The organism is Wolbachia endosymbiont of Drosophila ananassae (assembly GCF_008033215.1).
GTDB lineage: Bacteria > Pseudomonadota > Alphaproteobacteria > Rickettsiales > Anaplasmataceae > Wolbachia > Wolbachia pipientis.
In genome coordinates, this window is the sequence record NZ_CP042904.1 from 173,491 (window position 1) to 195,536 (window position 22,046).

General features: G+C 36.0%; 14 protein-coding genes, 2 rRNA genes and 2 pseudogenes. 7 read left to right on the top strand and 11 right to left on the bottom strand.

The genetic code is table 11. The features are described from left to right. Position 1: 1 nt before the first annotated feature. Positions 2-400, top strand: a complete 399-nt coding sequence (locus EA652_RS00880) for a hypothetical protein (RefSeq protein ID WP_007548550.1) — start codon at positions 2-4, stop codon at positions 398-400. A gap of 989 nt (positions 401-1,389) precedes the next feature. Here the strand turns inward: EA652_RS00880 and mutS are convergent. The 3 genes from mutS to EA652_RS00895 form a co-directional block, all read right to left on the bottom strand. Further along, positions 1,390-3,900, bottom strand: coding sequence for a DNA mismatch repair protein MutS (mutS, locus tag EA652_RS00885; RefSeq protein WP_039963806.1), 2,511 nt, complete (start codon positions 3,898-3,900; stop codon positions 1,390-1,392). A gap of 274 nt (positions 3,901-4,174) precedes the next feature. Continuing rightward, a complete protein-coding gene (locus EA652_RS00890) occupies positions 4,175-4,981 on the bottom strand; it encodes an ankyrin repeat domain-containing protein (protein WP_006280279.1) in 807 nt (268 codons plus the stop codon). Between the two features lie 185 nt (positions 4,982-5,166). Beyond that, positions 5,167-5,349, bottom strand: coding sequence for a hypothetical protein (locus EA652_RS00895; protein ID WP_006279522.1), 183 nt, complete (start codon positions 5,347-5,349; stop codon positions 5,167-5,169). Between the two features lie 397 nt (positions 5,350-5,746). Here EA652_RS00895 and EA652_RS00900 point away from each other — a divergent pair, with 397 nt between their 5' ends. Further along, on the top strand, positions 5,747-6,460 hold the full coding sequence (locus EA652_RS00900) for a TerC family protein (protein ID WP_012673082.1): 714 nt from the start codon (positions 5,747-5,749) through the stop codon (positions 6,458-6,460). Positions 6,461-6,652: 192 nt separating this feature from the next. Here the strand turns inward: EA652_RS00900 and guaA are convergent, their stop codons facing one another. The 3 genes from guaA to EA652_RS00915 all read right to left on the bottom strand — a co-directional run bounded on the left by guaA (position 6,653) and on the right by EA652_RS00915 (position 12,121). Further along, positions 6,653-8,215, bottom strand: coding sequence for a glutamine-hydrolyzing GMP synthase (gene guaA, locus EA652_RS00905; protein WP_010962427.1), 1,563 nt, complete (start codon positions 8,213-8,215; stop codon positions 6,653-6,655). Between the two features lie 986 nt (positions 8,216-9,201). Next, positions 9,202-10,986 carry a ribonucleoside-diphosphate reductase subunit alpha gene (locus EA652_RS00910; RefSeq protein ID WP_006280151.1) on the bottom strand — a complete coding sequence of 595 codons (1,785 nt, stop codon included), beginning with the start codon at positions 10,984-10,986 and terminating at the stop codon, positions 9,202-9,204. Positions 10,987-11,044: 58 nt separating this feature from the next. Then, on the bottom strand, positions 11,045-12,121 hold the full coding sequence (locus EA652_RS00915) for a methyltransferase domain-containing protein (protein WP_012673083.1): 1,077 nt from the start codon (positions 12,119-12,121) through the stop codon (positions 11,045-11,047). A 335-nt stretch (positions 12,122-12,456) separates the two neighbouring features. Here EA652_RS00915 and EA652_RS00920 point away from each other — a divergent pair. Further along, positions 12,457-15,222 (top strand): 23S ribosomal RNA (locus EA652_RS00920). A 66-nt stretch (positions 15,223-15,288) separates the two neighbouring features. Further along, a 5S ribosomal RNA gene (gene rrf / locus EA652_RS00925) occupies positions 15,289-15,395 on the top strand. 68 nt (positions 15,396-15,463) lie between these two features. On the opposite strand, the gene EA652_RS00930 is transcribed toward rrf, so the two are convergent. The 4 genes and pseudogenes from EA652_RS00930 to rpmH form a co-directional block, all read right to left on the bottom strand. Continuing rightward, complete coding sequence (locus EA652_RS00930) at positions 15,464-16,846, bottom strand: IS66-like element ISWen3 family transposase (RefSeq protein WP_007548562.1); 1,383 nt, start codon at positions 16,844-16,846, stop codon at positions 15,464-15,466. 124 nt (positions 16,847-16,970) lie between these two features. After that, positions 16,971-17,234: a hypothetical protein gene (locus EA652_RS00935; protein ID WP_012673084.1), complete on the bottom strand. Its 264-nt coding sequence runs from the start codon at positions 17,232-17,234 to the stop codon at positions 16,971-16,973. An 85-nt stretch (positions 17,235-17,319) separates the two neighbouring features. Continuing rightward, positions 17,320-17,643 (bottom strand): annotated as a pseudogene (rnpA, locus tag EA652_RS07100) (ribonuclease P protein component); the annotation flags it as partial. Positions 17,644-17,662: 19 nt separating this feature from the next. Next, entirely contained in the window at positions 17,663-17,797 is a 135-nt protein-coding gene (gene rpmH, locus EA652_RS00945; protein WP_006279898.1) for a 50S ribosomal protein L34, read from the bottom strand. Positions 17,798-17,903: 106 nt separating this feature from the next. Here rpmH and pstC point away from each other — a divergent pair, with 106 nt between their 5' ends. The 3 genes from pstC to EA652_RS00960 all read left to right on the top strand — a co-directional run bounded on the left by pstC (position 17,904) and on the right by EA652_RS00960 (position 20,878). Beyond that, positions 17,904-18,992: a phosphate ABC transporter permease subunit PstC gene (pstC, locus tag EA652_RS00950; RefSeq protein WP_012673085.1), complete on the top strand. Its 1,089-nt coding sequence runs from the start codon at positions 17,904-17,906 to the stop codon at positions 18,990-18,992. A 101-nt stretch (positions 18,993-19,093) separates the two neighbouring features. Further along, complete coding sequence (atpD, locus tag EA652_RS00955) at positions 19,094-20,521, top strand: F0F1 ATP synthase subunit beta (RefSeq protein WP_012673086.1); 1,428 nt, start codon at positions 19,094-19,096, stop codon at positions 20,519-20,521. Between the two features lie 12 nt (positions 20,522-20,533). Beyond that, the gene (locus tag EA652_RS00960) at positions 20,534-20,878 is read left to right on the top strand and encodes a F0F1 ATP synthase subunit epsilon (RefSeq protein WP_007549649.1); all 345 of its coding nucleotides are present in this window, start codon (positions 20,534-20,536) and stop codon (positions 20,876-20,878) included. A 124-nt stretch (positions 20,879-21,002) separates the two neighbouring features. Here EA652_RS00960 and EA652_RS07590 read toward each other — a convergent pair. Further along, positions 21,003-21,947 (bottom strand): annotated as a pseudogene (locus tag EA652_RS07590) (IS110 family transposase). Positions 21,948-22,046: the final 99 nt, after the last annotated feature.

Sequence of the window (22,046 nt, forward strand, 5' to 3'; positions counted from 1 at the left end):
TATGGTAGATTTTATAGACCTTTTTCAAGGAAGTAAAGATTTTACGATGTGCATGCACAACGGTTCAGGGGATGCAATATATAATCGATGTATATCTGCTGTAAGAATGGACCCGCCATGTATGCATGGTGAATCTATTCAAGGTTTGTTTGAAAGTTCGTTTGAACAAGGTGTTGTGACTGTTAGAGTGAACTTAGACTTAGAAACTTTAAATGTAGTGGTATATAAATCTCCTCCAACTTCTGATAAGCTTGACGCATTTTCACTAGCATATCAAATAGACAGATATCACATAGATGAGAATACTATAGTTTTTGATGAGAAAGTAAATACAATAAAATTTGATATATCAAATCCTTTAAAACATAAATTTATTACATTTGAGATTTTTAAAAGATAAATTATAATTCTGGTTCATTTATAAAAGGCTAGACTTAACGTGCCAGGCAGGAATTAACTGAAAGAAAAATTGAAGTAGCAAGAATTGATCTAGTTTGATATTACTAATATAGTAAATCTCTGGATATATAATAAGAACTAGATTCCAGCGTCACGCGCTGGAATGACAGGGCTATAGGTATCATCCAAGTAGCCTCTTTCTTGTCATCCCAGTGTCCTGACACTGGTTTCCATCCAAAAGGGTGTCATTCCAGTTTGGAATCCAGATTGGACACTGAATTGGTGAGTGTAAAATTCTACGTCATACCGCCGCGGCGCTAACAAGAGATCCCGCTAACAAGCAGCGGGATGACGGTTGTCAGGCTAGCTGTCATCCGAGTAGCCTCCTTTTTTTGTCATCCCAGTGCCCAGACACTGGGATGACACCCTACTAGCGGAAGTTACTCTCAAATGTTTGTTCATGTTAGCCACAAACATTAAGAAATTTACCAAATGAAAAAAAAGGCAAAAGAAGCCCTGGGGTTATTATCCGCTTTAAAATATTGGCGTTTTTTATGTTTTAAACGCTTGACAAGCGAGATTCAGCCGCTTTTAATTGCAACTAACTTACGCTGCAAATGTTTAAGAAATTTACCAAGCAGAAAAAAAGACAAAGAATCCCCGAGTTAGCTAGTCTTTTACTATCTCTGTCGAGTATTGGCATTTTTTGATGTCTTGTAACGCTTTATAAGCGCGTTCAGCTTATTTAGATAAAAATCTAGATGTAGATGAAGTTTTGTAAAGACATACAGTATCTATATACTGCAAAAAATTGAACATAAGACGCCGATACATTAAGTAATCCTTACCTTTTAATCTGCAGATTGGCGAAAGCAAATACAATAGCTTCACTATCATGATAAGGGCGCTGGCGAAGGGTGTCAAGTAAGTTTTTCGTTTCTATAGCTACTACCACGATTGTATAGGTAATTCTTCACTTATAATAATGATTCAAGCCTTCAGCTCCTCAAATACCTCACTTGCTCTATTTAAAACAGAATCAGGAAAACCAGCAAGTTTTGCTACATGTATTCCATATGACTCATCTGCAATGCCTTCAATTACTTCATGTAGAAAGATAACCTCTCCGTTCCACTCTCTTATTTTTACACAAAAACATTTCACGTTCTTCAAGTATTTGCTTACTTTAGTTAATTCATGATAATGAGTTGCAAAAATGGCGCGGCACTTATTTACATTGTGAATATGTTCAATCACCGCCTGTGCAATAGATAATCCATCATACACCCCTGTGCCCCTACCAATTTCATCAAGTATCACCAAGGAACGGTCCGTTGCCTGATTTACTATCGTTGCTGTTTCGATCATCTCTACCATGAAGGTAGAATAACCAGCTGTTATATTATCCGTTGCGCCAACCCTGCTGAATATCTTGTCAATCACTCCAATATGCGCACTCTCTGCTGGCACAAATGACCCCATGTGAGCTAAAACTGCAATAAGAGCGTTTTGCCTCAAGAAAGTGCTTTTTCCAGCCATATTAGGACCAGTAATTAGATGTATACCAGCTAAATTGATGCTATTTGCAATGAATTTATTGTTAACTTCAACCACTGGATGTCTTCCGCTACAGATATTGAACTCTTTGCTGTCATCAATAATGGGTTTTACGTAATTATTTTGCACTGCAAGCTCTGCAAACGCGGTTCTAATATCAAGTTTTGCCAAAGCATTTGCAGCAAGAGCAATTTTTTCAGACTCTTTAGCAACTTCACTACACAGTTCACTAAAAATTTTCATTTCTAAGCCGATTGCAGCATCACGTGCCGTAAGAATTTTATTTTCTAGTTCTTTCAATTCATTAGTAGTGTAGCGCATGCTATTTGCTAAGCTTTGCCTATGAATAAATATATCCGAAGTTATTTTGTGATTTGCTGACACTTCAACGTAATAACCGAGTATATTGTTGTGTAATATTTTGAGTGCGGCAATGCCAGTTAGGTCGCGATAAGATTCACGAAGTTTGGTTACCAACTTGTTACTATTGTTCAATATATAAGATAACTCGGATAATTCTGAGTTGTATTTTGAGTGAATAAATCCTCCTTCTTTCACGGAACTGAGGTTATTATCAAGTATAGCACTATTTAACAGTTCAAATAGGTCTTTATGATTGCCAAGGCTTTTATGTATTGTGCTTAGTTCACTTTCGTCACTACTTATCACCTGAGTAGTAGACACTGGTTCCTTTTCTTTGGTCAAGCACTGGAATGACATCTGAGAGTTAATTTCTGATTTTTCACTTAAACAATAATTATGCAAGGTAGACAGGAACTCAGACAATTCTAAAGTCTTTCCTAGGCCTATTTTCAATAGGTTCATATCCTTTGGTGAACCACGCCCTAGTATTAAGCGCGATAAAGACCTTTCAATATCCGGAATGTTAGATAATATCTCTCGTATTTTTCTGCGTGGCTCATGATTATTTACAAAAAATTGAGCGGTGCTGAGCCTCAAATTGATTGCCTTGGAGCAAGCAAGGGGTGAAGCGAGCATTTGTTTGAGCAGGCGTCCACCAGAAGCTGTAACTGTATGATCAATAACTGAAATTAGTGAACCTTTCTTTTCACCAAATTGAGTTGAAAACAACTCAAGATTTCTCCTTGCTGAAGCATCAATAAGCATGAAATTTTGTTGCTTATAGGTTTTTGGGAATTCAAGCCTTGGAATAGAGCCCCTTTGTGTTACTCTGACATATTCAAGCAGTGCACCACACGCCATGATTTCTACTTTGCTGAAATTTCCTATACTCCCAAGTTCCCTGATTTTATAAAACTCGCATAATGTTCTGTGAGATTTACTATACTCAAAAAAGCTCTGTGCGTGTTGCGTAATTGATATTTTATAATTTTTTAAAACCGATCTAATTTTTTCATCCTCAGTGAATTTTTCAGAAATTAATAATTCTCTTGGTGATATACGCAACAAATCACTATCTAGAGCTTTCAAACTCGTTAAAGTGTGAAAAAATTTTCCCGTTGATAATTCAAGCCAACTAATAGCATATTCGTCATTTTGTTCAACTATGGACGCGAGATAATTATTGCTTTTATCCTCTAATAGCGAATCTTCTATAATTGTACCTGGAGTTACAACTCGCACTACATCACGTTTTACTATGGATTTATAGCCCCTCTTTTTTGCTTCATCAGCAGTTTCTAATTGGTCACAGATTGCTACTTTGAATCCTAAATCTATTAGCTTGTGTAGGTAAGATTCACTACTGTGTGCTGGCACTCCACACATTGGTATGTCCTGCCCACACGAATTACCTCTCTTGGTTAGCACTATATTCAGCAATTTCGCAGCTTTAATAGCATCATCGAAAAACAATTCATAAAAATCTCCTAGCCTATAAAATAGCAGATGATCTTTGTATTGAGCTTTCAGGTTCAAATACTGCTCCATCACAGGGGTGTTTTTTTCTTTTACGAAGCTCATAATATTTTTTAATATATTGTATTGATAAACGTTATTATAGATTATATTGCACATGTGAATAACATAAATTTTAAATAGGTGTATAGAGGGGAAAATTTAAAACAATTAAATTTCTTGGATCCAAGTAGTCAGGACACTTGGATGACATAAAGAGCAGGAGTATTTGATGACAAAAAAGCAAAAACACAGTTGTCATTCCAGCGCGTGACGCTGGAATCCAGAATATCCTAATTACAAGGTTTATTATTTAGTTTGAAAAATACTATAGCTTTTTCTATGTAAGTTGTGGCCCCTTTTTACCATTTGCGACAGTTGTATCATCAACAGATATTTCAGAGCTAACAGTGCTAATAGTTTTTTCTATCGCTTTAGCCTGTTCATAGTCTTGACTCAAAAAATACATGGCCAGCCCAACAGCTATACTAGCAACAAGAGAAGATGCTATCATTACACCTAGTATCATACCACCAGAAAGACTTACTGCAACATACACACCAGCTCCAAGTACAACACCAAGAAAACCACCAATCATTATGCCAGGCACTAAACTGCCTATCATAGCGCTTTCTTTTTTCGTATGAGCTTGTTTTTTCATACTTTTAATAAGCACTTCTTTTGTTTTTCCTTGAGCTAAATCTGAAGGAATTTTATTATCCGCGTTTTGTATCAAAGGATTTGCACTATATGCAACAAGAAGGGTGGTTATTTCTTCAGTTTTATTACCTATAACTGCATGATGTAGTAATGTATTTCCCTCTTCATCTTTAAAGTTTATATGAGTACGAAATTCTTCATCTAGATTTCTTATTGGGTTGTTTTTTGCATATATCCCAGATTGTATTGCTCTATCTAAGCATTGTATCACTTGTTCTAGTGATTGCTCGCCAGGATTTTGTATAAAATGAAGCAGAATTTCGTGTACTATCGCTTCCTTTGTAGTTTTTGGGCATCGTAAAGCGTAATTAAATGTCTGTGTAGTAATAACTTCTTCTTTTCTTTTTTTAAGAACAACCCTTAAATCTTCAATCGCCTTTTCACCATCTTTTATTCCAAGAATTATTGAATCCAAATTATTTATCATGCTATCCTCCTTGGTTTGATTGCATTACTCATTAATAAATAATATAATAAATCCTGCTAAAAGTCAAGCAATTAATTAATAAGTTAATATAATCCTCCAAAAGGAGCTCCTTACTTTTTGTTCAGCATGTCCATTGGATCAGACTCTTTAAGCTTGCTGTTTGCTGAATTTATTCATCACAATAGCTACAATGTGCTATCGAAGTTCTCTGTAATCTTAGTTGGTTCTTCTAGAATATTCAAAATATCAGTTGCACAATAAACCCGATCTCTCTTTCCTTGAGAAGTTTGTGAAACGATGCCTAAATCTTCAAGCTTTACGATTGCTCTTTGGGCTGTTGTAAATACGACACCTAAGTTTTCAACCACTTTCCTTATAGTAAAGTAAGGGTTTAAAGACTATTAACTAAATCATTGTCCCATTCAAATTTTGGTGGCAAGGGGCTTGGTATAAATGCCTGATAACCAGCGAATACTTTGCCTGATGGTGATCCTTTAATATACATTCATTCAACCGAGCACACTATTTTTATAGTATATATTATTTTCAAATAAAGTCAAAAATGAAAATAAGGCTTTATCTTATTTGCGTGCATGAAAATAAGAAACTCTCTTATTATTGATTTTGCTCAAAAACGAAAATAGAAGAAGCTGCTGAACTTTATATATCCTGTTTTTCTGGAGAACTGCTATAAAACTTCTGAGTGAAGTCACTTAATTTTTACACATCTATTGTAGAGTAAGAAGAACCGAATTTGAAACAAAAATGCTAACTGATGCTTGGACTTTACTGACACTTACACTACTTGAAACTATACTTAGTGTAGACAATTTAATCTTTATTTCTCTAGCAATAGATAAGGTACCAAATGCGCTGAGAGAAAGAGTGCGCCTTATGGGCCTTGGATTAGCACTATTAATGCGTTTTGTAATACTATTTTTTACATCATCTATATTATCAATGCAAAAACCTATATTTCACACTGCATCAGCAAGGGATTTACTTATGATCGCAGGGGGATTATTCCTTATTGTTAAGAGCTCTATGGAGTTACGGGATGACATCTTTGTATGTAAGAAAAATAAAAAGAAAGCAAACGTTAAATCAAAATTTTTTTTAGTTGTGCTACAAATTATATTAATAGATTTAGTTTTTTCGGTTGATTCGATATTAACTGCTATAGCACTAACTTATAACATGGTAATAATTGCTACAGCATTTACATTTTCCATGCTAGCAATGCTGTTTTTATCAAGTTATACCGCCCAGTTAATCAAATCTAACCCAGGGTTAAAAATAATCGCCATTTTATTTGTTTTACTTGTCGGTGTGTACCTCATACTTCATGGATTTCATATAGAATTACCAAAAGGATATTTGTATTCTTCATTTATGTTTGCACTGCTTGTGGAAATTATAAGCAAAATAAAGAAAATTAACCGTCATACCGCGATTCATTCGCGGTATCTCAGCCGCTAACAAGCAGCGGGATGACGAGGTTGTCGTCATGTTGCCGCGAACTGTCATACCGCGATTCATTCGCGGTATCTCTAGATCCCGCTAACACGTAGCGGGATGACGAGGTTATCGTCATGTTGCCGCGAACCGTCATACCGCGATTCATTCGCGGTATCTCTAGATCCAGCTAACAAGCAGCGGGATCTTTTTGATTTACTCCCACTCAATAGTTGCGGGTGGTTTAGAAGTGATATCATAAACAACTCTATTTACTCCGGGAACATTATTAACAATTATACTGCCGACATTACGTAAAAAATCCCAAAATACTAGCAAGTGTTGATCCTTATCTTCAAATGGAAATGCATCGGCTGTCATACCATCAGATGATGTTACAGCCCTTAAAGCACAAACATATCCATACGTACGACCATCTCCCATAACGCCTACAGTTTTTATTGGTAATAATACAGCAAAAGCTTGCCATATCTTATCATATAGATCGTAATTTTTCATCGTATTAATATATATTTCATCTACTTCTTGCAATATTTGCACCTTTTCTTTATCGACTTCACTTATAATCCTCACTGCAAGTCCGGGTCCAGGAAATGGATGTTGAAATATTATCTCGTCTGAAAGCCCAATTTCTTTTCCAAGTAGCCTTACCTCATCTTTAAAGAGGTAACGTAAAGGCTCCACTAACTTCAGATTCATCTTTTCTGGCAACCCACCAACATTATGGTGAGACTTAATTGTACTAGTGTTGTCTGAGGCATGCCCTGACTCAACTACATCAGAGTAGATGGTACCTTGCATCAAAAAATCCACATCACCTATTTTTTTTGCTTCTTCTTCAAACACTTCAATAAAAGTGTTACCGATAATTTTTCGCTTTTCTTCTGGATCAGTTATTCCCTTCAACCTACTCAAAAATAAATTTGATTTATCAACGTAATTTATCGGAATCTCTTTCAACATAGCGATGGTTTGGTTCTTGCGTAACAACCCAGTATCGATAAAAATACAGTTCAATTGTTTTCCTATAGCTTTATGTGTGAGAGCCGCTGCAACGCTTGAATCAACCCCACCACTTACTGCAGCGATTACTTTTTTCTCTCCTACTACATTTTTGATTTTTTCCTTTTGCTCCTCAATAAACGACTTCATTGTCCAGTCTCTTTTGCAATTTGCAATATCCAAGAAGTTAGAGAGCAATTTACTGCCATTTGTTGTGGGCTTAACCTCAGGATGGAACTGAGTACAGTAAATCTTCCGCTGTTCGTTGACAATCATTGCAATTGTTTGATTTATCACACCTGATGCGATAACAGTAAATCCCTGTGGTATAGTATCAACACTGTCCGCATGGTTCATTAATACATCCACTTCAGAATTAACATCCCAGGTATCCTTTACAATGGGGGATTCTTTTAGTATCTTGATTTTAGTTCTACCAAACTCCTGTTTGAAACTCTCTTTTACTTTTGCTCCAAAATAATGACAAATGAGTTGCTGTCCATAGCATATTCCAAGTATAGGAACGCTTGTTGCCTCATTAAGTTTTATAATTTCATGTACTACTCTACTTGTTTCAGAACAATCATCATTTACAGATTGTGGTCCTCCAGAGAGAATAAACCCATTGAATTTTGATATTGTTTCAAAACTGATGTTGCTTGGAAATATCTCACAATAAACACCCATTCCTCTTACTTGTCTTGCGATAAGCTGTGTAAACTGTGAACCAAAATCAATAATGGCAATTGCTGACAATTTGCTCCTCCATATTATTTAAAATGATATCTGATAATAAAGAAAATAATGGAGTAAGTAAACCAAGACCTGTTTAAAAGCTTTAACGCGTGGTACAAGTTAGCTATATAGCTAATTTTCCTACACCATACCGCTGCGGCGCTAACTAGTAGCGGAATGACAGCAATCTACGTCATACCGCCGCAGTATCTCAGCCGCTAACAAGTAGCGGGATTATCTTCATGCTGCCACGAACCGTCATACCACCGCGAACCGTCATACCGCGATTCATTCGCGGTATCTCAGCCGCTAACAAGAGATCCCGCTAACAAGCAGCGGGATGACGAGGTATAAACTTTATCGTCATGCCACCGCGAACCGTCATACCGCGATTCATTCGCGGTATCTCGGCAATAGATCCCGCTAACAAGTAGCGGGATGACGATTGTCGTTTAGCCATAAATGTTTAAGAAATTTACCAAATAAAAAAAAGGCAAAAGAAGCCCCGTAGTTGGCTAATTACTTACATTATACTTTCAAGTATGGCGTTTTTTTATTCTAAACGCTTAATAACCGCGACTCAGCTGCTTTTAAATGCAACTAACCTTAGCTATAAATGTTTAAGAAATTTACTAAACAGAAAAAAAGGCAAAAGAAACCCTAGGGTAGCTAGTTATTCACTATCCATTTTTTAAGTTGGCGTTTTTTTATGTTTTAAACGCTTTATAAGCGCGTTTCAGCTTATGTAGGTAGAAGTTTGATAAAGACATAAGGTGCACATAGTGCAAAAAATTAAACATGAGACGCCAGATACGTGAGTTTTTTTGTCATTTAATCTGTACAGAGAAGATAAATAAATAGCTTCAATTTTATGATAAGAGGGCTGGCGGAGTTTGTCAAGAAAGTTTTTTCGTTTCTATTCCCAATAAAAGTGCGTTATATGGTTATGCAAGAAGTCTATTTACCCATTTGCTTAACTTTCTCTCTACTTTTTTTGAGTAAGGCCGCTATTGGCATGACAGACATTCATCGTAGTCAATATCTGTTTTTTGTTGCAATATTTCACTTTTTTTGAATATGTCATGCGAGACCTTATCGGCTCTCTGCATTGATTGTGATCTGCAGTAATATAAGCTCTTCAATCCTTTTTTCCAAGCAAGCATGTGTATTTTGTGCAAGTAACGTTTATGTACGTTGGCAGGTAAGAACAGATTTACTGATTGAGATTGACAAATATACGAAGTTCTATCACTTGCATGTTCTATAATCCATCTTTGGTCAAGCTCGTACGCTGTTTTAAATGTCAATTTTTCATGCTCACTAAGAAAATCTAAATGCTGAACGGAACCCTCGTTTGTTGAAATTGAAGACCATATTTTATCATTGTCTTGATTTTTTTCTGCTAATAGTTTTTGCAAGAATTTATTTCGCACTACAAATGAACCTGTAAGTGTCTTTTGTATGAATACGTTTGCTGCATATGGTTCTATTCCAGGAGAGGTATTACCTGCAATAATGGAGATCGAAGCAGTAGGAGCAATAGCGAGTTTGTGTGTAAACCTTTCCATTAGATCAACTTCTTTGGCATCAGAACATGCTCCCTTTTCTTCTGCTAATTTTTTAGAAACTATATCTGCTTGCTCGCGTAAATACTTAAATATTTTTTTATTCCATTGTTGTGCTGTTACTGATTCAAAAGGAACCATTTTGCTTTGTAAAAATGAATGAAAGCCCATCACACCAAGACCAATACTGCGTTCTCTGGCTGCAGAATATTTTGCTCGCTGCATTTCATTCGGTGCTTTATTTATGAAATCTTCCAATACATTATCAAGAAAGCGCATTATATCTTCTATGAAGAGTTTATTGTCTTTCCATTCTTCGTAGTACTCAAGGTTTACGGATGATAGACAACACACAGCAGTGCGTGACTTATTCAGGTGATCATAACCTGTGGTTAAAGTTATTTCACTGCATAGATTTGACATCTTGATGTCTAAGTTGAGCTTTTTGTAAGATTCTGGCTTATTGTTATTTGTTGCATCAAGGAAAATAATGTAAGGTTCTCCAGTTTCAACTCTTGCTGTTAATATTTTGATCCATATATCCCGCGCTTTTACAGTTGAAATAACCTTATTGTTGTGAGGGCTTATTAAATTCCATTCTTGATCATTCTCAACAGCCTGCATAAATTTATCTGTTACTATTACAGCATGATGTATATTTAACGCTTTGCGATTTGGGTCACCGCCTGTTGGCTTGCGTAAATCTAGAAACTCTTCTATCTCCGGATGAGATACAGGAAGGTAGACTGCTGAACTTCCTCGCCTTAGGGATCCCTGACTAATTGCAAGCGTTAGAGCATTTTGCACTACAATAAATGGAACAATTCCTGATGTTTTGCCGCTACCCTTTACGCTTTCGCCTATTGAGCGTAAATTTCCCCAATAACTACCTATGCCTCCTCCACGTGCAGCAAGCCAAACATTTTCATTCCATAGATCAACTATTCCCTGCAAGCTGTCTTCGGTTTCATTAAGAAAGCAAGAGATAGGTAACCCTCTCTTAGTGCCACCATTGCTGAGTATTGGTGTTGAAGGCATGAACCACAAGTTGCTCATGTAGTCATAAAGACGCTGCGCATGTTCTTTATTATCAGAATAGTAATTAGCAATACGTGCAAAGAGGTCTTGATAACTTTCATTTTCTATTAAATACCTGTCTGATAGAACTGCTTTTCCAAAGTCGGTTAATTTGCTGTCCTTTGCGTAATTAATGGTAATGTTATTCATAAAGTTCCTTTTATTCTTTTATTATATATAGATACTTAAAAGTCATTTTGAGCGATTTTTAAGTTAGGTTTTTCGGATTTTCTTGTTGATGCTGTAATGCAAACAAGATACCGTCAACCTGACTGCCATATATTTTACAGTAACTCATATAACTTATTTGCATATTTATTTCTTTTGCAACATGTTGAACATAACTTTCTGAGTGACGAAAATAGTCTCCTTTATTTACAAAGTCAATACCTTCACCTTCCTTTCTTCTTATTAAACATACAATAACCCCTTTTTTGCTCGTAGATCTTTTTGCTAATTCCAATTCTTCTTGAAAGTCATGTAGATAATGTAGCACTTCAGCAAAGATAATTACATCATACTGCTGGTTTTTCTCTTGTTTAAGAAACTCTTTCATTTCCATATGTATTAATTCATTGTAAACAGGCTTACCTTTTATAAAGCATCCTCTTGCGATATTTAGCATTCTACTTGAAATGTCAATTCCTGTTATATGGTTTCCAATACTATTTATTTTCAAGAAATGACCACATATTCCAGTTCCACAACCAAGGTCGAGTATATTGAGCTCAGAAGTGGAGTTGTTGAAGATTTTTGTAATTATCATGTGTACAAGTTCATGCCCTCTATATTGTTTGGCAATCAACCAATGCTCAACAAAATATTCACCTGTGTAATCAAAATATTGTCTTATGAGGTTTTTTGGCAATTCTGTAATAGGCGCTGAGTTTGTCATTTTTTTTATATAGTAAGACGCCTCTTCGTGGTCATTATCTAATTTTAGTGCCCTTGTTAAATAATTATAAGCTTTGTTAGTATTCCCTACCGCAAAATGACACCTTCCGATGTTATACCAGACTATAGGTAAATGGGGGTAAAATATGCTAATTAACCAAAATCGTAACTTTGCATCTGATATGCTACCTTTATAAAAGTGATATAAACCGATTTCAATGTTGGTGTTTAACAGGTTCTTAGATTTTTTAAGAAGCACTGTCATTTCTTTATGAAGAGTATTATATTTATTCACAATGAAGTGTTTTACTTTCTTAATATTTAATACGCCAATGAGCTTAGACATACAATTTAAAGCAACGTTTTTTATAAAAGAGAGATTACTTTTCATACGTTAGAAATACTCCGAATGTTTATTATCATTTTTAGGCAATTGATTTTAACACATTTTATCTTACAAAATATCTTTTTTATTAATTTTTACTGTATATATAAGTTTACCACATATTTCTCAGATTATACTGTTTAGGATTGCTAGTATATTGTTGTTGATAATATAAGTAAATGTTTTGTGCAAAAAGGCGTTGACATATTATTTATTAGGTTATAACATATAAAAGATTAATTTAGTTTTTAGATGTTTGACAAGTTTTATGGTAGAGATTAATTTAATCTCAATTCAATTTTAATAATATTTAACTCTGCATATTCTGCATATAGTCGGATAAATAAATTATTAAGAGCACTTGATGGATGCCTTGGCGTTAAGAGGCGATGAAGGACGTGGCAGGCTGCGATAAGCTGTGGGGAATTGTCAACAAATTTTGATCCGCAGATTTCCGAATGGGGAAACCCAACTAGTTTAGCTAGTTATTACGTACTAAGTATGTAAAGCAAACTTGGTGAACTGAAATATCTAAGTAGCCAAAGGAAAAGAAATCAACCGAGATTCTGTTAGTAGTGACGAGCGAAAGCGGAAAAGGCTAGTGATTTAAGAATAAGAATTAGAATACTCTGGAAATAGTAACCATAGAAGGTGATAGTCCTGTATAAGTAGAAAGTTTTTAAATCCTTGAGTAGAGCGGGGCACGTGAAATCCTGTTTGAATATGGGGGGACCATCCTCCAAGCCTAAATACTCCTTAACGACCGATAGTGAACAAGTACCGTGAGGGAAAGGTGAAAAGAACCCCGGGAGGGGAGTGAAATAGAATCTGAAATCAAGTGCTTACAAACAGTTGGAGCTCTATATCAATTTATTGATATTTAGAGTGACAGCGTACCTTTTGCATAATGGGTCAGCGAGTTAATCTATGAAGCAAGCTTAAGCCGTTAGGTGTAGGCGTAGCGAAAGCAAGTCTGAATAGGGCGTTTTAGTTTTATGGATTAGACCCGAAACCAAGTGATCTAGTCATGACCAGATTGAAGGTGTGGTAAAACACACTGGAGGATCGAACCAGTTAATGTTGCAACATTATTGGATGAGTTGTGATTAGGGGTGAAAGGCCAATCAAACTTGGAAATAGCTGGTTCTCCGCGAAATCTATTTAGGTAGAGCGTTGTATGTATGTTGTTGGGGGTAGAGCACTGGATAGACTAGGGGGATTCACCGTCTTACCAAATCTAACTAAACTCCGAATACCAACAATTAATTATACAGCAGGCACACTACGGGTGCTAAGTCCGTGGTGAAGAGGGAAACAACCCAGATCACTATCTAAGGTCCCAAAATTACAGCTAAGTGGGGAAGGAAGTAGAAAAACCATTACAGCTAGGAGGTTGGCTTGGAAGCAGCCATCCTTTAAAGAAAGCGTAACAGCTCACTTGTCTAAATAAGTTTTTCTGCGCCGAAAATGTACCGGGGCTAAAGCTGTATACCGAAGATGTGAGTGCTTATTGATTTCGATCAATAGGCGCGGTAGCGGAGCGTTCCGTAAGTCTGTGAAGGTGGTTTGTGAAAACTGCTGGAGATATCGGAAGTGAGAATGCTGACATAAGTAGCGTAAAAGAGTGTGAAAAACACTCTCACCAAAAATCTAAGGGTTCCTACGTTAAGTTAATCTGCGTAGGGTTAGTCGGTTCCTAAGGCGAGTCCGTAAAGGAGTAGTCGATGGCAATTAGGTTAATATTCCTAAACCTCTTAAGTGTGACGGGTTTCGTATTTGTATAGATCTTATTGGATTGATCTATGCTTAAAAGAAGCTCCAGGAAATAGCACTTATATTTATGAGGCCGTACCGCAAACCGACACTGGTGGATGAGTAGAGTATACTAAGGTGTTGAAAGAATGATGTTGAAGGAACTCGGCAAATTATACCTGTAACTTCGGAAGAAGGGTAACCTGCTTTTAGGCAACTATGAGTAGGTGGCACAAAATAGGGAGTAGCGACTGTTTACTAAAAACACAGGACTCTGCAAACACGTAAGTGGAAGTATAGGGTCTGACGCCTGCCCGGTGCTGGAAGGTTAATAGGAAGGGTGCAAGCTCCGAATTGAAGCCCCAGTAAACGGCGGCCGTAACACTGACGGTCCTAAGGTAGCGAAATTCCTTGTCGGGTAAGTTCCGACCCGCACGAATGGCGTAACGATTTCTCCACTGTCTCCAACATCACTTCAGCGAAATTGAATTCCCCGTGCAGATGCGGGGTACCCGCGGTTAGACGAAGAGACCCCGTGCACCTTTACTATAGCTTTACATTGCTATTAAAAGTGTGATGTGCAGGATAGGTGGGAGACTTTGAAGTTATGGCGCTAGCTATAATGGAGTCAACCTTGAGATACCACCCTTTACACTTTTGATATCTAACTATGTTTCATTATCTGGAACTAGGACATTGTATGGTGGGTAGTTTGACTGGGGCGGTCGCCTCCTAAAAAGTAACGGAGGCGTGCGAAGGTAAGCTAGAGCTGGTCGGAAATCAGCTTGATAGTATAATGGCATAAGCTTGCCTGACTGCGAGGCTGACAAGCCAAGCAGAGACGAAAGTCGGTCATAGTGATCCGGTGATTCTGTATGGAAGGGTCATCGCTCAACGGATAAAAGGTACGCCGGGGATAACAGGCTGATGGTGTTCGAGCGTTCATAGCGACGACACCGTTTGGCACCTCGATGTCGACTCATCACATCCTGGGGCTGAAGAAGGTCCCAAGGGTTCGGCTGTTCGCCGATTAAAGTGATACGTGAGTTGGGTTTAGAACGTCGTGAGACAGTTCGGTTTCTATCTGCCGTGGGTGAAGGAAATTTGAGAAGGTCTGACTCTAGTACGAGAGGACCGAGATGGATATACCTCTGGTGTACCAGCTGTTATGCCAATAGCATCGCTGGGTGGCTATGTATAGATGGGATAATTGCTGAAAGCATATAAGCAAGAAACCCTCTTCAAAAAGATTTCCCAATTAAGGCCGTGGAAGACTACCACGTTGATAGGCTAGGTGTGGAAGCATGGTAACATGTGAAGCTAACTAGTACTAATAGCCTGATTGATTTATTTGCTTTCTATATGTGTGTATGCAGTGTTAAATATTAAGTTAAAATTGTTAAGTTAGAAATTTTTATTGACTTGGTGGCTATAGCAAAAATGAACCACCCGATCTCATCTCGAACTCGGAAGTGAAACTTTTTAGCGCTGATGGTACTTGAAAAGGGAGAGTAGGTCGCCGCCAAGTTTATAAAAATTTCTTTGTTAATTAGACAGTAGGTATACTTATATTTTGTATCCGTTCAGGAGAGTGGTTTAAGAAACAATAGATAGGAGATTTTGGAAAGGATTGAGACCCCTTTGTTTCCAAGTTAAGTATAATGAAATTATCCGCTCAAGGAATGTATTTCCCCGCTTTGATTGTGTAAAATATGAGTTTTTGCGATAAACGACATAATGCCGAATTTGCCGTTCAGCGTGGTTATTTGTCAGCGGAATATTTTCTGGGTCATCTAAAAATTTCCACATCATTCTTTCAGATCTCAGAACATTTTTTGCAACTCGAGAGGCTCCAATTGCTTCAGGTAAACGAGATATCTCCTTCAAGTAATACTTTGTACGTTTTCTTAATTTTCTGGCACGTCTGACAAACCTCAAAACATCTATCTCACTTTTTAGTAAAGCTTTTTTTAGTGCAAATAATTCAGTGGCCACGTTTCTCAAGTAACAACCCAGAACTTTAACTTCAATATTCCAACTATGTGCTAATCTTTCAAAATCTCTTGATAAATGTGCCCAACAGATTTGCCTGTTTTTATCGGCAAAATAATTGTATGCTGCATACCTGTCAGTTATTACCAAGCTATTGCGATTGCAGAATTTACTATTTTGTAAAACTTTCATTCCTCTTGACTCTGTAAATTTTACAAAACTTGCCGTATTGCTTGCAAACATCCAACACCAAGCGAGTTTACCTTTGTTATAATGGCTCGTTTCATCAATATGTAGAACTTTACTCCTACTTATCTCTTGTTCGATCTGCTCATACATTTTTTTGCATTTTGAAGCAACTCTATGTTCACTATTTGATATGCTACCGACGCTTATGTTCAAATTGAAGATATCATTTACGACACTCGCTATTTCGCGTTTTGAATTTTTGTAGAATCCGCTGAACGCTGCAATTATTGACTTAACCCTTGGACCAAATGTATCTGGCGTAACACCTTCCGGTAACTTGCTACTTCTTCTCTTTCCGCATCTCCGACAACGGCCATGTTCTAACTGATATTCCACTACATAAGGCTTGATTTCTGGAAGATCAACTTTCTGATGAATATATGGTTTTTCACATATTGCAATTTCTCCTCCGCATTCGCAAGTATTAGGCAACTCTATCTTTACTACTTTATCTGCATCCATGTTGGCGCGAAAACTTCCTTTATGACCAACCTGACCGCCAATATTCCTTTCGCTTTTCGGCTTATTCTTTTTTATTTTATACAACTCTTTGGAACTTGGTATTGATGAATTTTTTGAGCTTAAACCGAGTCTTTCTCTTAACTCAGCATTTTCTATCTTTAAAGCCTTATTTTCTGCTTTTAAACTTTCATTCTCTTTTTCCAATCTTTCTATTTTTGCTTCTAACCTTTCTATTTTTTGCTGTAAATTTTTGCAAAGTTCTAAAAGGTTTACCATATTATTTCACTTTTGCTCTATGATTATCTTTTTAGATCACCTTGTCTACCTTATTCTGCCACTCCGCTGAACGGATACTATATTTTAACTTTCTTGTTTTGTTACTATTCTTTAAGTTTTTACTTTAACCACGATATCTTTTTTTTCTTATATGTTCTTGGTCATTTTCTACATTATTTAGCATTGTTCCTACTTCCCCTAATTGATTCCCTTTTGAAGGAGAATTACTGATTTCTGGTAATATTACATTACTTCCCACTTTTTTAAATAATTCTTCTTGTTGGCGAAATGCTGACCTCCAATCTGTTCCTGTTCCTTTAGGAAGAAATAAGAATTGATACATCTGACCAAAGCCTGTGTTATTTACCTCTTTTATATGCTCTACCATTCACCACACCCATTAACTATTTTTAAAAATTTTACCTATATTATCATAAAAAATATAGTTGTAAATACCTTAATTGAGATTTTTTTTATTTTATCTTTTTTAAGCAAATAGTTAGATCTTTTTGTAAGTTTTTATAACTTGCTTGCATAATGTTTCTATGAGTTAGTATTATGTAGTAGTGCCCTATATTACTTATATTTAAAATGCTAATTTTAGCAAGCATTCGTAGTTGCCTTTTTATTTTATTTCTTTTTGCTGCTTTTCCGGTTTTTTTACTGATAGCCAGACCTACTCTAATAGTATGAATGTACTTTTCAGGTTCTCTTTCTTTTATAGCGTACAGTGATATATAAAGCCCACGATAAAAAAGACTGTTGAGTGCTAACTTATTTTTGAAAGCAGAAGAAAAATCTTTTTTTTTATACTTACTATGCGCATAATTTGTTACACCCTAATGAACGGCGCCTATTAAGGATTTTTCTTCCAGCTCTTGTTGCCATACGTGAACGAAATCCGTGTCTGCGCTTTCTTATCAAATTTTTTGGTTGAAATGTTCTCTTCATTGTTTTTATATAATATAATTATTTATTTTAAATTGTTTTACTTTATTGTCAAATAATGGTGAACTTGTATGACATTTTCGTAGAATAAAATTTGATGCATGGAAGAATGAATTCGGTGATAGTCATACCTGTCTTACTAATCCTTTTATTTTGTTTTAGTAGGTTTCAAGAAGTAAATAAGGTTAAATCTTATCTATATCTTAGTTGTGTATGGATGCTAACTTGGTTGTTAGTATTCTATAATAATTGTTTTGTAACTTTTATTTCTATAGCGTTACTTTTTTTCATGCTTGCTTTTATCTTTAAAAATAAAAGAAATAAGATAATAAAACTTTCGTTATTTGTGGCTTTGGCCATATCATTTTTTATCACTTTATTTATAATGCTGTCTATTTTTATTCAATTCATTAGTTTTTTTAATAAAGTAGCTATTTCAGAATTCTTGTTTTGCTTGAAATGGGGCCACAATGTAGTCACTATCAATGAAGAGAAGATAGGATGTTTTGGTATAGCGCCGCTTTTAGTTGGTACATTACTTATAACTATTATAGCAATGTTAGTTGTCGTTCCGCTTGGTTTATTTTCTGCAATATATATTAGTGAATATGCGAGTGAGAAAGTGCGTTATATTGTTAATACAACTTTGCAAGTTTTGTCTGCTATTCCTACGGTTGTATATGGATATTTCGCGGTTGTGTTTTTGTCTTTCTTTATAAAGCAGGTAGCAAATTTTTTTGGTTTAAGTATACACTCAGAAAGTGCCTTAGTTGCCGGTTTATCGATTGGGATAATGATTCTTCCTTTTATTATTTCTTTACTCGAAGATGCCATAAGATCTGTTCCAAAAAGCTTGCGTTATGGCTTCATGGCACTTGGTGCAACTCCAGCGGAAACTATATGGCATATAACAATACCTTATGCAATGCCTACAATTTTAAGTGCAATTTTATTGTCAATTTCAAGAGTGATAGGTGAAACAATGATTGTGCTAATGGCTGTGGGAATCAACGCAAATTTGACTTTTAACCCTCTTAATTCAGTTACTACTATTACCGTGCAGATCGCTACATTACTTACCGGAGATCAGGATTTCAATAGTGTACAAACTCTTGCTGCTTATGCGCTTAGTTTAGTATTGTTTATTATTACTTGGCTATTAAATGCGTTTGCATTGTTTGTAATGAAGCGTAACTAGTAAGCGTTTTAATGTTGCAAAATTTCTATTAATAATATAAAATTTATTTTCTTTAGAAGTTCTTTTATGGAATTATAGTGTTAGGTGATAAAAATAAAGAGATGAATATAGGTAGAGCGATTAAGGTAACTCAAGCAGTTGTTGATATAAAATTTGAAGGTGAATTGCCTAAAATATTTAATGCTTTAAAAAGCAAACTAAAATATAAGGATAAGGAGCTGGTTTTAGAAGTTTCGCAGCATATAGGTGACAATATAGTTCGTTGTATTGCTATGGATAGCACAGATGGCATGTCAAGGGGGGATGAATTTGTTGATACAGGTGCACCAATATCGGTGCCAATTGGGCGTTCAACTTTAGGAAGGATTTTTAATGTTGTTGGAGAGCTTATAGATGAGTGTGGTCCACTGAAGGGAAAATATAACTTAGAGCCTATACACAGAGCACCTCCAAGTTTTACTGAACAGAGAATACAGGAAGAAGTTTTAGTTACGGGAATAAAAGTTATAGATCTTCTTGCACCTTATCTTAAAGGAGGAAAAATTGGCTTATTTGGTGGAGCCGGTGTTGGTAAAACAGTCCTAATAATGGAATTAATTAATAATATAGCAAAAGCTCATAAAGGATTTTCTGTGTTTGCCGGGGTAGGGGAGAGAACGCGTGAAGGTAACGATCTTTATCACGAGATGATCACTTCAAATGTAATAAATATAAATGAGCATGAAAAATCTCAAGCTGTTTTGGTTTATGGTCAGATGAATGAGCCTCCTGGAGCAAGGGCTAGAGTTGCTTTAACAGCACTTACTATGGCAGAGTATTTTCGTGACCGTGAAAACCAAGATGTTCTATTTTTTGTGGATAATATCTTTAGATTTACACAAGCTGGTTCTGAAATTTCTGCTTTACTTGGAAGAATACCGTCAGCTGTTGGTTATCAGCCAACCCTTGCAACTGATATGGGTGCAATGCAAGAAAGAATAGCTTCAACAACTTCTGGCTCTATTACTTCTGTGCAAGCTATATATGTTCCTGCGGACGATTTAACTGATCCAGCTCCAGCAACTACGTTCTCTCACCTTGATGCCACCACAGTGTTGTCAAGGCAAATAGCTGAAATGGGAATATACCCTGCTGTTGATCCACTTGATTCAACTTCTCAGTCTTTATCTGCTGAAATCATTGGTGAAGAACATTATAAGGTAGCTTCTGAGGTGAAACGTATATTGCAAACTTATAAATCACTGCAAGATATTATCGCAATACTTGGTATGGATGAGCTATCTGATGAAGATAAAATTATTGTTGATAGGGCTCGTAAGATTCAGAAATTTCTTTCTCAACCTTTTCACGTTGCAGAAATATTTACTGGCATGCCTGGTAAATTTGTTTCACTTTCTGATACTGTTTCCAGTTTTAAAGGGATTGTTGAAGGCAAATATGATCACTTACCAGAGGCCGCTTTTTATATGGTGGGGAATATAGATGAAGCAATAAAAAAGGCTGAATTAATACAAGCTGAAGCTAAGTAAAAGTTAAAGATTATGAATACTTTTAAAGTGCAATTTTTCTCTCCTGATGATCAAATTTCATTCAGTGGAGTGGTTTCTCTTTCAGTAACTGGGCTCGAAGGGGAGCTTATGATTTTAGCTCACCATGCTTCTTACTTAATTTATTTATTGCCTGGTATGATTACTGTTAAAATGAGTAACCAAACAGAAAAGAAGGTTGTAATTGATAGTGGCGTATTAGAAGTTGCAAGTAATAATTGTAGCATTATAACAAGTCAAATTCAGGTTTTTGATCGTGCAATTCATGATGAGAAATCTTTTAAAAATAAGAGAATTAGTATATATTTAAGTTATCTTGATGAGAAGTTTCTTTCTTAGTTATTTTAGGCAAAAAGTCAATTATCATTCAAGTGGCTATAAGATTTTTGCTCAGGGGGCTCTTTTTTGTCACCCCAGAAACCCCGGGGTGTCATCCCAGATACTGTCTCTGCTGTCAAACAAATTATCCAACAAAATTACAATTAAATGGTTGATTCTTTTTAAGAATACCAAAAAAGACATGCATTAATTTTCGCATTAACGCAAGAACTATGACTTTTGGACATTTGCCTTTACTTGCTAGACGCTGACAAAACTTTTGAAAATGATTATTATGGTTTTTGACTACTATAGCTGGCATATAAAGAGCTTTTCGAATACGCTCAGATCCTATTTTGCATATGCAACTTCTCTTACTTACTGACGATCCCGATTGATAATGTCCTGGCAGCAAAAGCTGTAAATTGTTTAGCATTGTCAAAGTTATCAACTGATGGCATTTCTGCGACAACAGCAACAGCAGTAAGATATCCTATACCTTTTATAGTCTTAAGGTTTTCCACCATATTTTTTAGATGTGGATAGTTATTTATATGCTCATTAATTTCTTTTTCGAGAACAATAATTTGCTCCTCTATTGCCAAAATTACTTTAGATATAGCTTCTTTGCAACTGGAATGCATATTTTTGTTTTCCAAGCGATTTGTCTGTTGCACCTTATCATCTTTTAGCGATTGCATGCAACGCCCTCAAATGCCTCATTTCAGGTGCAATGGGCTTCCAAAGAGCAGGTTTGTTGGCGATACAAAATCTAGCTATCATAGCTGCATCTGATTTATCTGTCTTATTTCTGAGCAGCTCACTTTTGCCAAAAGCTTTCTGGGTTTACTATACTGACATTATGTCCTAAATCGTGCATAAAAGTAGCCAAATCTTCTCCATACCAACTAGTTGCTTCAAGACATAAATGAGTAAGATTTGCTCCATGGCCATTGCACCAAACTACAAGTTTTGCAAAACCATCTTGATTATTTTGAAAGACTTTGTGTCGTTTTTTACTGTCCACTAACAAACAAACATCAAATTTCTTTTTTGAAATATCCACACCCAAAATAGCATTTACTTGCATAAAATTGCCTCCAAGACTATAAATAAACTGAGAGTTTAGACTAACCTTGTAATACGGGATATAATTCCAAAAGATACTGTTCAGTCTTTAACTCTATGG